The organism is Pseudemcibacter aquimaris (assembly GCF_028869115.1).
Classification (GTDB): Bacteria; Pseudomonadota; Alphaproteobacteria; order Sphingomonadales; family Emcibacteraceae; genus Pseudemcibacter; species Pseudemcibacter aquimaris.
Map to the genome: position 1 here is coordinate 1,340,832 of NZ_CP079800.1, position 15,458 is coordinate 1,356,289.

Sequence of the window (15,458 nt, forward strand, 5' to 3'; positions counted from 1 at the left end):
CCGCGGGAATGACGATTAAGGGGGTAATGATGTTTAGTAAAGAAGAAATTCTATTGATCAAAGGTTGCTTAAATGAAGCAGTTAATGGTGAATATTTTGATGATGAAGAATTTCAAACCATTTTTGGTTTTTATCGTGATGAAATTAACGATTATATGAATAATTGGAGTGGGGAATATTTCGATGCTCGTGACCTGACTTTCATAAGAGTTACGTTAAATCAGTTGTTAGGTTATCCTCACGGTAAAAAAGATACTCTTGAAAAAAATCTAAATTGTAAAATATCGATAATTCATGAGCTTAAGGAAAAGGTTTCTCAGTTGCATGATCCTGGCTTCATATACCGTTGATTTTGAAAAATAATAAAATTAATTATACTCGTCATTCCCGCGAAGGCGGGAATCTAGTCCTAGAAAAGTTACTCCCTTATGACCAAAAGACCGTTTGTTTATATATTGGCATCAAAACGAAATGGAACGCTTTATATCGGTGTGACTTCGAACCTCGTAAAACGTATATATGAACATAGGGAAGGGTTACTCGATGGATTTAGCAAAGAAACTTCCACAAAAATGCTCGTTTATTATGAAGAGCATGACACAATGGAAAATGCGATACTGCGGGAAAAGCTCCTTAAGAAATGGAATAGGTTGTGGTAGCTAAGAATAATCGAGGAGATGAACCCTAATTGGGAAGATTTATACTATCAGATAAGGGATTAATTTACTGGTACTGGATTCCCGCCTTCGCGGGAATGACGAGATAAATTTAAAGATATTTATGAGTGTTCCCAGGGTCTTGCCGAAGCATTTAGGTCGCTTTCTTTTTTGCTTGGATAATATTCTTTTTTTTCACTTAGTTCATAAAATAATGTACCGTGAATTCCATTTACTTCGTGCTTATTTACTGGTTTTTCCCATATTTTTTCATGATCTTTGCCAAAGCTATCTTCACCTATTCTTTGGAAAACATCTTCAATAAATTCAATGTTTTGACCTTCACTCGGAAAAATCATGTAAAACGTCTCATCTTCTACAGAATAAATATCGTATGCTGTATTGTTAGCGCCATCTATGACTTGTATGTTTTTCATTTGATCCCCTGATTATTTCCTATGGCTTCGGATTTACGCTTGCGAGGTTTTCGTATTCGGCGTCGCGGATGGTGACTTTGTTGCCGACGACGCGGACGCGGCCTTCTGCGACTAGTCTTAAGGCTTGTGGATAGATGATATGTTCTTTTTCAAGGACACGTGCCGCCAATGTATCAGCCCCTTCGTCAGGATTTATCGCCACGACGGCTTGCGTGATGATTGGGCCGTCATCCAGTTCAGGGTTTACGAAATGAACTGTACATCCGGTGTATCTGACGCCGGCTTCAATCGCACGTTCATGGGTATGGAGGCCTTTGAAACTTGGTAAAAGTGACGGATGGATGTTAAGCATCCGGTTACGCCAGCGATTGACAAAACGCGCGTCAAGAATACGCATAAAGCCTGCAAGACAAATCAGCTTTGCGCCGCTTTCTTTAAGGGCTTCATGGATTTGATCATCATATTCTTCACGGCTGTCAAAGCCGCGGTGGTTAAGGACTTTTGTTGGGATGCCTGCTTTTTCAGCGCGTTCCAATCCCTTAACACCCGGGTTATTGGATATCACAAGGACGATACGCGCCGGAAAATCATCATCGGCGCAGGCATCAATCAATGCTTGAAGGTTTGTGCCGCTACCGGAAATGAGTACTGCTACATCAACCATTCAAATAAACCTCTTAATGTGCTGATTTCGCTGTCCATGCATCCGGGTAACCCCAGCTGCCGGCTGCGCCATTCACTGTTGTTGTTGGCTCATCACCATTTTTCGCACGCACTGTACCGATGTGATATACGGTTTCACCATTTTCTTCGAAAATTTTCTTGGCTTCATCCGCTTTATCCGCAGGAACGATCACCGCCATGCCTATGCCGCAGTTAAATGTTTTCGCCATTTCAAGTGGTGTGATGTTGCCAGTTGTACGTAACCATTCAAATACTGGTGGCAATGTCCAGCCGCTCGCGTCCACATCAACGGTGACCCCGTCTGGCAGGATACGCGGAATATTTTCAACGAAACCGCCACCCGTAATGTGGCTAAGTGCTTTAACGCAATCTTTTTCAAGCGCAGCAAGGCAGCTTTTTACATAAATTTTTGTTGGCTCAAGTAATGCTTCACCCATTGTTTTGCCGTCTTCAAAACTGCAAGGGGCATTATAATCAGCGCCGGATACTTCAACCAATTTACGCACAAGCGAGAAACCGTTTGAATGTACACCGCTTGACGCAAGGCCAAGCACAACGTCACCTTCGCCAACGCTTGACCCGTCAATGATCTGGTCACGTTCAACCGCACCAACACAGAAACCGGCAAGATCATAATCACCATCTGAATACATACCCGGCATTTCGGCAGTTTCACCGCCGATAAGGGCCGCGTTTGATTGGCGACATCCTTCTGCGATCCCTTCGATGATGGCTTTGCCAACTTCGATGGTCAGGTGGCCTGTGGCATAATAATCAAGGAAGAAGAGGGGCTCTGCACCCTGAACAATCAAATCGTTCACGCACATGGCAACGAGATCAATACCGACCGTGTCGTGTTTACCGCTTTCAATCGCGACTTTTAATTTTGTACCTACACCGTCTGTACCGGAAACAAGGATCGGGTCATTAAAGCCCGCGGCTTTAAGGTCAAATAACGCACCAAAACCACCAAGGCCAGCGTCACAACCAGAACGACGAGTGGAGGCCGCAGCCGGTTTAATCGCATCAACAAGGGCGTTACCCGCGTCAATATCAACGCCGGCATCTTTATAACTGTAGGATTTATCTTGATCAGACAATTTATGAACTTTCCAATTAATAAATATTAAGTACAGATATAAGCATTATGGCGGTAAAAGGCTATAAAAAATTATACTTTTAAGAAAATCATTTTGTTAAACGAAACTGTAATAATTCATTTCTATTATCCTTGCCATACTCGTGCCTTGATGCCATATTAAAGTCATATCACGATTAAAATTTATAGAGTAATTAAATTGAAGATTAATTCTTTTATAACAAATAGATATTCTATTTGGTTAATGTTATTGATTAGTATTGTTTTGGCCGTTCCACAATCGGTGATGGCGCAATTCGGCTATGATGATGTTGACCGTGAAGCGACAATCTACACAATTTATAATGTTGAGGTGGACGAGACAGCCCGAAATGTGACCACGGCACGGACGCGTGCGCTCACGAACGGGCAACGTATTGCATTCGATCGATTACTACGCAGAATTATCCTGACATCTGATAAAGAAAAGCTTGATCGTTTTTCCGATCAGGAAATTCAAGGATATGTCAGCGGCTTTGAAATTAATGATGAACGCCGTTCCGGTGTTAGATATCTTGCGTCCCTTGTGGTTCATTTTAATCGCGATATGGTCAATGAACTGCTTAGTAATCAGCAAATTGCCTACGCGGAAACATTAGGCCGCGAGGTAAGCGTTCTTCCGGTTTTTTCGGAAAGCGGTACATTAAGACTTTGGGAAAAAGACAACCTCTGGCGCGAGGCATGGCAAAATTATGATGTCATCAATAACCTTGTTCCCATTGAAACGCCGGTACCATCCTTAAAAAACAGGTTATACATCAGCGCATTACAGGCAAAAAATAACGAACAAAAAAGCATTCAGACATATATTGAGGAAAATACCCTCAATGAATTGATTGTGGCTGTGGCGACGCTTCGTAAGTTTAATGCGACCAATGAAATCGGGCTTGATATCGACTTGATGCGTAATAGTCCGGTTACGGATGACGATGAAAAGGGAGGCGGTGAAATTGCCCGTCTTTCGGTTAAGTTACCGAAATTCAATGAAAATGGCGAAGATAATATGACCGCGCTTTATGACGCAGGGGTTGATGCGGTAACGGCGTGGGTTGATGATCTTTGGAAAATGCAAGTGCTAGTGAATTATGGAATTTCATCCAAAATTGCTGTGCATGGCGTGTTTGATAATATGGATGATTGGCTAATTTTACAAAAGCAGCTTGGCCGCGTGAATCTAGTTCAGAATGTTGATCTTAAAAACATCAACATTGATGAAGTATCTCTTGAAATTGAATATTCGGGTGAGCCGGAACAGCTTGTGATATCTCTTGCGCAGCAAGGCGTAAGTCTTTCCCAAAATGATGATAACCAAATCTGGGAAATTGGTCTTACCAATGTCGCACGCAGTGGGAATGATGATTAATGACAGAGGCAGCAATAAAAAATCCCGAGCAATTGTTGCTCGAACTTCCTGTGAATGAAACATTCGCGGAAGAAGATTTTTTATTATCCCATTCCAATGAAGAAGCCGTTAAGTGGATTGATAACTGGCCGGATTGGCAAGGTAACCATTGTTTGATTATTTATGGGCCAAATGGATGCGGGAAAACGCACCTTTCGCACGTATGGCAAAAAATTTCCAATGCACAAATTCTAAAATTGCCGGATTTAAAAGGCAACCAATACACAAAATTTGAAAATTTCGTCTTTATTATCGAAGATGTGATGAATGACCTTGATCAGTTTGATGCGCAGGAAGATTTGTTGCATTTATATAATTGGGTCAAAGAGCAAGGTGGGTTTCTATTAATCACGGCGCGTAAACATCCGAAAAAATGGAATGTTGGGCTTGCGGATTTATCATCACGAATGATGGCGGCAGGTGCCGTAAAGATTAAACATCCGGATGATCATTTATTACAAGCGATTATAATTAAACAATTTTCCGATAGGCAGGTTGTTTTGACCGATAAGGTATTAAAATATATAATGAAAAATACAGAAAGATCATTTGCTGCAGTTCGTGAACTGGTCCGTAATATTGATCAGATTTCATTATCAGAACAAAAGAAAATAACAATTCCGGTCGTGAAGAGGGCCATAGGGGACAATATTGATGACGATTGAAGATTTTTCAATTCAGGAAAGACTGATTAACCGTGAGGTATCCTGGCTTGCGTTTAATAAACGCGTGATGGAACAGTCATCAAATAAAAACTATCCGTTACTAGAACGTCTGCGGTTCTTGTCGATTTCAGGTAATAACCTTGATGAATTTTATATGGTGCGTGTTGCGGGCCTTCGTGGCCTCGTGACAACGGGCAATAACGTTGTCAGTGATGATGGTCTGACGCCAAAAGAACAGCTAAAGAAAATCAATACACTTGCTGGTGAACTCGTTGATAAGCAACAACAGGAATACCGCGAGCTTATTGAAGAGCTTAGAAAAAATGAATTGAACCTGCTTGATATTGATGATGTTAAGCAAAAGGAAAAAGCGTGGCTTGAGAAATATTTCCTTGAAAATGTGTTTCCGATTTTAACGCCGCTTGCCATTGACCTTGCGCATCCGTTTCCGTTTTTGCCGAACCTTGGCTTTTCATTGATTGTTGATCTGCGCCGTAATGATAATAAGCAATCATTATTGGCATTGCTTCCTATTCCGCCGCAAACAAAGCGTTTCATCAGGCTGCCCGACCATAAGGGCGAGATTAGATTTATCTCGCTTGAAAATGTGCTTAGGATGTTTATCTCGCTTATCTTCCCGCTTTATGATTTAAAAGGCGAGGGGATATTCCGCATCATCCGTGATAGCGAGCTAGAGGTTGAAGAAAAAGCGGAAGATCTAGTACTTGTGTTTGAAAGTGCGCTTAAGCGTCGCCGCCGCGGTAATGTTGTACGCCTTGAAGTCAATAAAGGTATGCCAAAGAACCTTCGCCGTATCATTCAAAAAGAACTTGAAGTCAATAAAGAAGACATCATGGAAGTGGACGGTGTACTTGGCCTTGCGGAACTGAGTGATTTGATCGTTGAAGATAGAAAAGACCTTACCTTTAAACCGTTTAGCCCACGTTTTCCGCAACGGGTGAAAGATTTTAACGGTGATATCTTTGCGGCCATTAATCAAAAGGATTTTGTGGTTCACCACCCGTTTGAAAGCTTTGATGTGGTGGTTAGCTTTATTCAGCAGGCTGCCGCAGATGATAAAGTGCTGGCGATTAAACAAACACTATATAGAACCGGTGATAATAGTCCGATTGTTAAAGCGCTGATTAAGGCCGCTGAGGCTGGGAAATCAGTAACAGCACTTGTGGAACTTAAGGCCAGATTTGATGAAGCCCGCAACATTAAATGGGCGCAGGATATGGAACGCGCAGGTGTTCAGGTTGTCTTTGGTTTCTTAGAACTTAAAACCCATGCGAAAATTTCTGTTGTGATCAGGCAGGAAGATGACGGATTGAAGTCATATTTGCATTGGGGGACAGGAAATTATCATCCGCAAACAGCAAAGGTTTATACGGATATATCATTCTTTACTGACAGCAAATCGCTAGGGCATGATGCGGTTCATATTTTCAATTATTTAACCGGAAATATGAAACCGGAAAACCTGAAGAAAATTGCAATATCCCCATATGGAATTCGTAATCATTTGATGGAATTGATTGATAAAGAAATTGAATTTGCAGGCGAAGGAAAACCAGCAAGCATTTGGGTGAAGCTTAATGCGCTCGTTGATCCGATCATCATTGATAAATTATATGAAGCATCAATGGCAGGGGTTCAAATTGACATGGTAGTTCGTGGCATTTGTTGTTTAAGGCCGGGCGTTAAGGGACTTTCTGAAAATATTCGCGTAAAATCTATTGTTGGTCGTTTCCTTGAACATGCTCGTATTGCTTGTTTTGGTAATGGTCATGCGCTGCCATCACCGGAAGCAAAGGTATTTATTTCATCCGCGGATTGGATGCCGAGAAACTTTGACAGACGTGTTGAAGTATTGGTGCCGCTTGAAAATCCAACAGTTCACTCGCAAGCTTTGGACCAAATTATGGTTTCGAATATGAAGGATACGGTTCAAAGCTGGCAACTTGATAGCGATGGCCATTATGAAAAAGTCGAACAAGACGAAGAGGCGCTATCCGCACATGAATATTTCATGACAAACCCGAGCCTTTCAGGGGTAGGCACGGTTAATAAAGAAGACAAAGACTAAGACTAAAATATAAGGGAAAAGGGCATTGAGTAAGTTTGCCATTATCGATATCGGTTCCAATACCGTTAGGCTTGTGGTTTATGAAAACCGCGAACGTGCACCATATGTGATTTTTAATGAAAAGGTATTCTGTGGCCTTGGCCGTGGTGTGACGGATACAGGTAATATGATTGATGATGCCATGGATTTGGCGGCAATCACGCTTAAACGTTTTGCTATGCTGATTGACAAGATGGGCATTAATGACCCACGTATTGTTGCCACATCGGCAGTCAGGGATGCGGACAATGGTCCTGCATTTGTTGAACGGATCAAGGAATATACCGGATTAACGATCGAGGTAATTCAAGGCGTTGAAGAAGCAAGGCTTTCTGCAAACGGTGTTATTTGCGCACTTCCGCATGCGGACGGTGTTATTGCCGACCTTGGTGGTGGTAGTTTGGAACTTGCGACCATTAAAAACCGTGTCGTTGAAAATGAATGTACGCTTCCCATCGGGCCGCTCAGGCTTCAGGATCAGACAGGACACTGGTTTGATCATCCAAAACGTAGGGTTAAAAAGAATTTGGCCACTATTGAATGGTTAGATGCGAATAAAGGGCGCAAATTTTATGCGGTTGGTGGTGCATGGCGATCTCTCGCGCGTATTCATATGGATATGATCGATTACCCGCATGTGAATATGCATAATTATATTATGCCTGTGAATGAGGTCATGTCTCTGGCGAAGAAAATCTCTAAAATGAGCCTCGTGGAAGTTTATCAGTACCGTGGTCTTATTTCAGAAAAACGCGCGAGAATTATTTCGCTTGCGTCATTGTCGCTTTATCATCTTTTAAAAACATTAAAACCATCAAAATTCGTTGTTTCCGCCTTTGGTATCCGTGAAGGTGTTCTTTATGATGGAATGAGTGACGAAGTCAGAAGCCAAGATCCGCTAATCGTTGGTTGTCATCAGGTGGCGGAAATGACAGGGCGTTTCCCGGAACACGGCGAAAGATTATATAACTGGATTGATCCGTTATTTGACGGGGAAAGCGACGAACAAAAAAGATTACGCCTTGCCATTTGTATCTTAAGCGATGTGGGGTGGCGCGGGCATCCTGAATACCGTGCGGATAAGGTTGTTGGTGAAATCCTATATGGCAGATTAGGGGGCATTAGTCATTGGGGCGTAGGGCTTATTTCAATGGCGTTATACACTTGTTATGGCGGTTCCCGTCAATATAGTGATCAGGTTGAAACTGCGGCGTCCCTAATCAGTCGTCATGACCTTGCTTACGCGAAGAAAATTGGTCTTGCCTTAAGGCTTGCACAGCGTCTTTCTGCTGGAACGGAGAGGGGGTTGAAATTGGCCAAGCTTGAGATGAGCGAAGATGAATTGATCTTTAAAGTGAATAAAGAAAAACGCGATATCATTAATGATGTCGTGGTGAAACGTTTGGAATCGCTGGCGCGGCTATGTGATTTAGACGCAAAAATTAAAAATATATAAGGTATTATTAACTTTCATTTACTATAGTCCCTCAAGATACATGCGGTAAGTATACGGATTTTTCCTGTCCGTAAGTAATTAAGGAACTTTTGGTAAGTGTTATCCAGGTATATTTTAACTTTTTTTGTGGGGCTTCAATTTATATTTTGCGCCGGCTTTTCGGCTGCGCAAGATATTGATCCTGCAATGGTTTTGTTAAAAAAATTATCGGAAGGTGAATACTCGACAGTTCAAGAGCGTCGTGATGATTTAATTCAGGAATTAAATCAAACAACATATGCGAAAGACCGAATTGAGCTTCTCAAAATCATTCTGATTTATGATGCAGAATCCGATAATATCACTGCGATGGATGAGCATCTGGCTATGCTGCGTGAAGCAGGTGAACTTGTAAACGATCAATCAGCCCTTGTTATTGCCGATATTTTTCAAATTTATAGTGAATATTTCAAAGATTTTCTGAATGCACCAACCATAGAATTACTTAATAATTTAAGTGACCGTAGAGCAAGTTTAAATGACACTAATTTGGATATTTTATATCACAATGCTTTATCGATCATTTTGGCATTTAACGGTGATTACGCGGCATCATTAAACGAAATAAATCTATCATTAACGTTAGATCCTCAAGGCAGGTTTGGTGAGGTTTTAGAACTTTTTACTTACTGGACCTTAAGCTATATTCATGTTGAGCTTGTGAATGATGAAAATGCCATTGAGTATTATACAAGGGCATTTGATTTTGCTATTGAAAGAGATCTTCCGGTTGATGTCATCATAACCACATACAATGTGGGTATGGTGCTTTTTGATATCTTTAAAACGGATTTAGCAAAAAATTATTATGCGTTTTATAAACAAATTGCCCAGGAAAACGGCGATGAAGCAGCTGAAATGGATGCATATTATAGTCTGGCAAGTATCGAGCATCAGTTAGGTAATTTTGAATTATCAGAAGAATACATCGGGCTATTTGGTGATTATCTTCCAAAAAATTCCTGGCATCATATTAATTTAACGCAAATATCCGCTCTGAATTTAGCGTCCTTGGGTTTTATTGAAGAAGCGCAGCAAAAAATTGACGAAGTAAATTCATATCTTGCGAATAATCCAGATAGGGTTGATTTAAAACAGTTAAGGGCCTTGAAACGTGCCGAAGCAGAAATTCTTTTTCAACAGGGTGAAGTCGAAAAAGCCATTCAATTGATTGGAAAAAATCAAACAGACCTTCAAAGAATGTTTAACCATAACCTTTCTTATGAAATTGCAAATGGTTTACTACAATTAGAAGAGGGCTTAAGAGGAAGAGAAAATCGCGCTGCAATTCAACAAGCAGAATTAAAGCAACAACGTTTTATCATAATAGCGTCTGTATCTTTTGTTATGATGATCTTAATTGCGGCATTTATGCAATATCGTGCAACCAGAAAATTGAAACTTGCCAATATTCAAATTGAACGAGAAAGCCAGCATAAATCAGATTTCCTTGCGAATATGTCCCATGAATTAAGAACGCCGTTAAATGCGGTGATCGGGTATTCAGACCTATTGATGCTGGATAGATCGGAAAACTTGTCCACTGAAAAGAAACATGAATATTTAAACGATATTAAAGGCAGTGGCATTCATCTTCTTAATTTAATTAATGATATTCTTGATTTATCAAAAATCGCCGCAGGAAAGCTTGAATTAAATGAGACATCTGTTGATTTAAATGAGCTATTAAATGATATTCATATGATGCTTTGGCCGGGTCTTAATGGAAAAGATCAGCAATGCGAAATTAATATCGATGATAATATTCCAAATTTATATGCGGATTATATGCTCGTTAAACAGATTTTGATTAATCTGATATCCAACGCATCACGTTATAGCGATAAAAGTAGTTTGATTAAGGTAAACGTTCAATTATCAGATGATAATCAAATTAGTCTAGAAGTGAATGATAATGGATATGGTATGGATGACGCACAATTAGAAGTCGCCTTGAAACCATTCATGCAAACACAAACCAGTTATGTAAAAAGTGAAAACAGCACAGGTCTTGGTTTGCCAATTGTTGTTGAATTATCAAGCTTGCATGATGCTGAATTTGATATTCATTCAGAATTGGGTGTAGGAACAAGCGTAAGTATCATTTTCCCGAAATCAAGAACGCTAAACTAATCAGATGCTCTGCTCGGTACCCAGCAGTAACCATCGGGATCAAGAATATAACACTCTCTTAAACCATGGGGCTTGTCGGCGGTTCCGGAAAGTATGGTATATCCGGCGTCACGGGCACGTTTTTCTGCCTCATCAGGATCGAGGTCATATAACCTAAGCTCAATGCCTTGACCGCGGCCCTCTACATCTTTAACAAAGCCTTGAAGCGGGTTGCTATGGTATGTTTCATCCGCATGAAGCATCCATACGGCATTTCCCTGCATTAACACGGCGAAACCCTCGCTGGTGTTTAGTACTCTTGCCATAAGGATATCTTTGGAAAATTTGATCGTGGCGTCTACATCACTGACCAGCAGATTTACGCCAAACCCACGTAACGATTGTCCAAATTCAACTGGATCAAGATCATCAGAAGCCATCATTGAACCTCCTGTTTCTTGTGCGCTTGCCATTTCTGTTGCTCCTGCGAGTGCCATTGCAGTTCCTGCGCCGGCTTTAAGTACCGTACGTCTTGAATAATCATTTTTCATGTGGATTTATACTCTTATCTTTTATTATTCACCTGATGCATGTCTATACCAGAAAATAAGTACGCGTGCACCATTTGTTGATACAACGCCTGTTCCGCTCCATCCACTTGGTAAGACTACAACTTTTCCTTCGCCATAAATTTGTGCGTTACCATCACGGTTTACGAATGTCATGTTGCCTTCTAATACATAAATCATTTCATCATATCCAAGGTCGGCAAACGGAACCTGACCGGGCTGTGCTTCCCAAACATCGACGCCGTATTTGTCATCTGTTGTGCGGTAAAACTCATGGTCACGGGCGATGATATCGCTTACATCCGGATCAAATGGTCTAAATTCTGCAAAGCGCTTGCCTGCGAGTGTGTCACGGTCAAGTAATACGATTTCTGTGTTATCAGCAATGCCAAGGTCATCATTGGTATAGTTCGAATAAATCATCTTTAGACCGCCCTGTGGGACAGTGAATGTGCCGCTCCATCCCTTTGGGATGACAATGCCTTCACCAGCAGAATAGGCAATTGGAACCTTGCCAGGTGCATTTAACATTGCGCTGCCTTCGAGGATATAAATGATTTCAGTAATCGGGAAATTATCAATTTCAACACTGCCGGTTTTACTTTCCCAGATGCCAGCGGAGTATCCACCATCTGAACTTTTGTAAAAAACATTCTCACGCACCATAAGGTCACTTATTTCAGAATTATATGGGGCAAAATCGCCAAGTGTTTCACCAGCAAGCACACTATTTGGAATTCTAAGTTGTACGATATCATTTTCCTGCGCATAGGATATCATACTGCTGCTCAATAAAAAGGCGAGGGCACAAATACTTCTGATGAAGAAATTTAATTTTGTTAAGTGTGTAAATATATTGAACATAATAGCTTTTCTCCCAACGTGTGATGTTTATTAGTGTCACTCCCTCAAATGACGATATAACAGGATGACACAAATCCGGCGAAATATCAAATGCAACCGAAACAAGAAAAACGAAATTCTATTTATGTTCAAGGGCTTCTGTTTTCCTGTTAAAATTGACCGCTTACTATAAAGGACATAAAAGTTCCTCGTCTTCTGTTTGTTGTTTCAAACCCTGTTGGTAATGTTGCCCTTGACGGGTTGTAAAAGCTGCGCTCCCTGATTTCTTTCATTTTCCCTATGCCGTTTACTTCAAACCTTACGAGAAGTCCTTCGAAATATGATGTTTCAATAAAGGCATCCCATTTTGATTGTGTTCTTAAGTGATCGATTTCGGTAACATAGAAATACTCCACATCCCTACGTGCAGAAAAACCAAATCCCCATGCAAGTTTGTGTTCAGTAAGATTTTGTCTAAAGTTAATTTCAATCTTCGGTGCTGAAATATTGGTTAGTTTCCTGTTTTCATTGGTAACAGGGTCTAGAAGGTCGGATGCTCTATCCTCAGCAATAATTTTAATTTGAGCGCCCTTTAAAAGATTTGTTACGGGAACGGTTAAGGCGGCATTATAACCCCAAAGACGTGCGTTTCCAGCATTACCTATGCCTTGAATGCCGTTGGGTTGTAATATGAATTCCAATACATCATTCTTCCATTCATGAAATACTTCAATATTGATACTTCCGGCATCTGAATATAGGTAACTGGATTGTAAACTAAGACGTGTTGTTTTGTCGGGTTGTAATTCGGGGTTGCCGCTGGTTACCCTTTCATCCACTACATTCGCTGTTGAAACAAAATCATTAAAGCTAAGCTGTCCAACACTTCTACGCGCAGCCATACGAATTTGAAATGCTTCAGAAAAATCATAGGTTACGCTGAGTGAAGGCTTGAAATATATGAATGATTGTTTATTGCTGGCGTCGCGGGATACTTTAATCTGTGACCCTTCAACGGTTATGCCGCTTTCGATGCTTAATTCTGTTACTGGACGCCAAAGCAGATTGGCGAAAGCTTCGCCGCGCGTTTCCTGAACGGTTACATCGGCTATTGGAACGAATACGGATGATTCAGCGCCGGATATATCAATATTTGTAATGTCAATTGATCCATCCAGTTTGTTATAGGTGACCTCGCCGCCAATTTCCGGACGCAGGTTTGGGTTTCCGCCTTTTGTAAATGTCGTACGAAGGATTGATTCATAAGTATCACGTTTGAAATCAACGCGTTTGCCGTTTGAATATTCACCAACCGGGCTTTCATTATAGGTATCATCTGTATACCACCAATGCTGATGTGTTCCAAGCCCGACTATTTTCATGGTCCAGTCATTTTTAAGTGGTGTGGTAAAATCTGCACCTAACTCGCCTTCATAAAACTGGCTGTTGTAATCAGAATAAAATAAACTGTCAGGGCTATCGTCTGGTAAACGTCCGTTGAACCTTTTTCTGTCAGTTAAGGGTTTAAACTTGCTCCAGCCTAATCGGCTATTTAATTGAAGGGTGCTTTCATTGAATTTTCTTCTCGCATCCCCTGAAAAAAATACATCGGAAAGCGTGCTTGGTCTGTCTTCAGATTCTGAATATAACAGTTCCTTAGAGCTATCAAAGCGTTCAACGACACCTTGTCTCGGATATGTTTGTTTAAATCCGTTTAATTTAATGGAAGTATCCCATTCATCAATTTGGTTTGTGAATGTTGTTTCCACAATTGGGTTTAAAATGCCACCTGGTGCAATTTCAAGTTCTGTTTGCCATCTTAAGGTGTTGGTGTCCTGATTTCGGATAATGTTAGCGACGACCGATTGTCCTGATGCTTCGCCTGTGGTGGCGGATCCTCTTAATAATTCCACGCGTGCGACACCAGACGCAGGGATACGCAGCAGGGCATCTTCCAAGCCACCGGATTTAGATGTGGGCCTGTTGCCATCAATCAATACATTACCCGCACCCGCACCGAACCCACGGATTTCTTCACCAATGTCAATATTAAAACCCGGTACTTGATTAATAATATCAAGTGCCGTTTGTGGATTAAATTGGCTAAAAAATGCCGCGTCATAACTATCGATATCATTCGAGTTTATATCGTTGTCTTGCGCAATCGCATAAGGAGCCAATAACAATGTACCTAAAGAAAAAAGGCAAGTTTTAGGTAAAAGTGCTCGATTGATTTTCATAAAAGCCCCAATCATTAAATAGTCTTCTTACAAACTGTAAGGGTGTAGATTAAATTGGGGTCGCACAATAAATTGTTATATTGTAACAATAAAGTGGATTTTATGAAAATCTGATATTATTTTTGGCTACTTGATGATCGTTTTATAAGCTCTTCCATGCTTTTTCGAGCAATGCTTTGGTTGCACGAATACCATCTGGTTCTGAAAGATGTTGACCTTCATATTCAATGCCAATGTGACCTTGGAAGCCCGCATCTTTAACCAGTTTAAGCATTCTGCGGTAATCCATTTGGGTTTCATTACCGTCTTTGTCAAAGGCATATGCCTTGGCACTGACGCCTTTAGCGTATGGCAGGTATTCTTCAACGCCGCGGTATGGGTCATACATATAGGAACAGCTGTTATTTTCCGTGCCGCCCCATTCCTTGCTGATACACCAGTTGCCAAAATCGGGCAGGGTGCCAAGATAAGGGTTATTCACTTGCTTTATCACATCAACCATGAAGGCAGCATTGGATGTCTGAAGACCGTGATTTTCAACCAGAACATTGATGCCAAGTTTTTCACCATATTCGGTAAGACGACCAAGACCATTCACAAGGGCCGCTTTGATCGCAGTGTCCGTTCCTTTACCAAAGGCATTGACACGAACAGAATGGCATCCCATTTCACGCGCGGCATCAATCCATGGTTTATGTCTATCAATTGATTGTGTGCGGTCAGTATCAGACGAACTGCCAAGCTCACCTTCGCCGTCAATCATGATCAACAGGCTTGTGACACCTTGATCATCGGCAATTTTACGCATTTCTTTCCAATAGGATGCGTTATGTTTCTCATTTGCATAAAAATCCGAAACATATTCAATGGCATCCAGATTAAACATATCCTTTGTGTCAGCTGCAAAATTCTTAGGATCAAGCGAGCCGTCCCGATAGGCTCTATGCAGTGACCATTGCGCGAGTGATATTTTAAGATCAGAACTATTTTGCGCAAATGCATTCGGGATCATTGCCCCGATTGTTGTCGCAGTACCCGCCGCAGCAGAAAGTGCGATGAATTTACGTCTGTTATAATTATTCATTCTTT

Annotated in this window: 13 protein-coding genes and 1 pseudogene; 7 read left to right on the forward strand and 7 right to left on the reverse strand. The window is 41.1% G+C overall.

Features of this window, described 5'->3' with window-relative positions:
• Window positions 1-29: 29 nt before the first annotated feature.
• Entirely contained in the window at window positions 30-350 is a 321-nt protein-coding gene (locus tag KW060_RS06500) for a hypothetical protein (RefSeq protein WP_249035560.1), read from the forward strand.
• Window positions 351-428: 78 nt separating this feature from the next.
• Window positions 429-656, forward strand: a pseudogene (locus KW060_RS06505) (GIY-YIG nuclease family protein); the annotation flags it as partial.
• Window positions 657-778: 122 nt separating this feature from the next.
• Here the strand turns inward: KW060_RS06505 and KW060_RS06510 are convergent.
• From KW060_RS06510 to purM, 3 genes are read right to left on the reverse strand one after another with little or no spacing between them, the layout of a single operon-like run.
• Window positions 779-1,093, reverse strand: coding sequence for a hypothetical protein (locus tag KW060_RS06510; protein WP_249035562.1), 315 nt, complete (start codon window positions 1,091-1,093; stop codon window positions 779-781).
• Between the two features lie 19 nt (window positions 1,094-1,112).
• Complete coding sequence (gene purN / locus KW060_RS06515; RefSeq protein ID WP_249035563.1) at window positions 1,113-1,757, reverse strand: phosphoribosylglycinamide formyltransferase; 645 nt, start codon at window positions 1,755-1,757, stop codon at window positions 1,113-1,115.
• A 13-nt stretch (window positions 1,758-1,770) separates the two neighbouring features.
• Window positions 1,771-2,877, reverse strand: coding sequence for a phosphoribosylformylglycinamidine cyclo-ligase (purM, locus tag KW060_RS06520; RefSeq protein ID WP_249035564.1), 1,107 nt, complete (start codon window positions 2,875-2,877; stop codon window positions 1,771-1,773).
• A 249-nt stretch (window positions 2,878-3,126) separates the two neighbouring features.
• Between purM and KW060_RS06525 the strand changes: the two genes are divergently transcribed.
• The 5 genes from KW060_RS06525 to KW060_RS06545 all read left to right on the forward strand — a co-directional run bounded on the left by KW060_RS06525 (window position 3,127) and on the right by KW060_RS06545 (window position 10,738).
• The gene (locus tag KW060_RS06525; protein WP_249035565.1) at window positions 3,127-4,278 is read left to right on the forward strand and encodes a DUF2066 domain-containing protein; all 1,152 of its coding nucleotides are present in this window, start codon (window positions 3,127-3,129) and stop codon (window positions 4,276-4,278) included.
• On the forward strand, window positions 4,278-4,982 hold the full coding sequence (locus KW060_RS06530; RefSeq protein ID WP_249035566.1) for an HdaA/DnaA family protein: 705 nt from the start codon (window positions 4,278-4,280) through the stop codon (window positions 4,980-4,982). Before KW060_RS06525 ends, KW060_RS06530 begins: the two co-directional genes overlap by 1 nt.
• Window positions 4,972-7,071, forward strand: coding sequence for an RNA degradosome polyphosphate kinase (locus KW060_RS06535; protein WP_249035567.1), 2,100 nt, complete (start codon window positions 4,972-4,974; stop codon window positions 7,069-7,071). The genes KW060_RS06530 and KW060_RS06535 overlap by 11 nt, the downstream gene beginning before the upstream one ends.
• A 25-nt stretch (window positions 7,072-7,096) precedes the next feature.
• The gene (locus KW060_RS06540) at window positions 7,097-8,566 is read left to right on the forward strand and encodes a Ppx/GppA family phosphatase (RefSeq protein WP_249035568.1); all 1,470 of its coding nucleotides are present in this window, start codon (window positions 7,097-7,099) and stop codon (window positions 8,564-8,566) included.
• A gap of 186 nt (window positions 8,567-8,752) precedes the next feature.
• The gene (locus KW060_RS06545; RefSeq protein ID WP_249035569.1) at window positions 8,753-10,738 is read left to right on the forward strand and encodes a histidine kinase dimerization/phospho-acceptor domain-containing protein; all 1,986 of its coding nucleotides are present in this window, start codon (window positions 8,753-8,755) and stop codon (window positions 10,736-10,738) included.
• On the opposite strand, the gene KW060_RS06550 is transcribed toward KW060_RS06545, so the two are convergent.
• The 4 genes from KW060_RS06550 to KW060_RS06565 form a co-directional block, all read right to left on the reverse strand.
• Entirely contained in the window at window positions 10,735-11,268 is a 534-nt protein-coding gene (locus KW060_RS06550; protein WP_249035570.1) for a VOC family protein, read from the reverse strand. The genes KW060_RS06545 and KW060_RS06550 overlap by 4 nt on opposite strands.
• Window positions 11,269-11,292: 24 nt before the next feature.
• Window positions 11,293-12,150, reverse strand: a complete 858-nt coding sequence (locus tag KW060_RS06555; protein ID WP_249035571.1) for a cupin domain-containing protein — start codon at window positions 12,148-12,150, stop codon at window positions 11,293-11,295.
• Between the two features lie 149 nt (window positions 12,151-12,299).
• Window positions 12,300-14,369, reverse strand: a complete 2,070-nt coding sequence (locus tag KW060_RS06560; protein ID WP_249035572.1) for a TonB-dependent receptor plug domain-containing protein — start codon at window positions 14,367-14,369, stop codon at window positions 12,300-12,302.
• Window positions 14,370-14,511: 142 nt separating this feature from the next.
• Window positions 14,512-15,453: a sugar phosphate isomerase/epimerase family protein gene (locus KW060_RS06565; protein ID WP_249035573.1), complete on the reverse strand. Its 942-nt coding sequence runs from the start codon at window positions 15,451-15,453 to the stop codon at window positions 14,512-14,514.
• Between the last annotated feature and the right edge of the window lie 5 nt (window positions 15,454-15,458).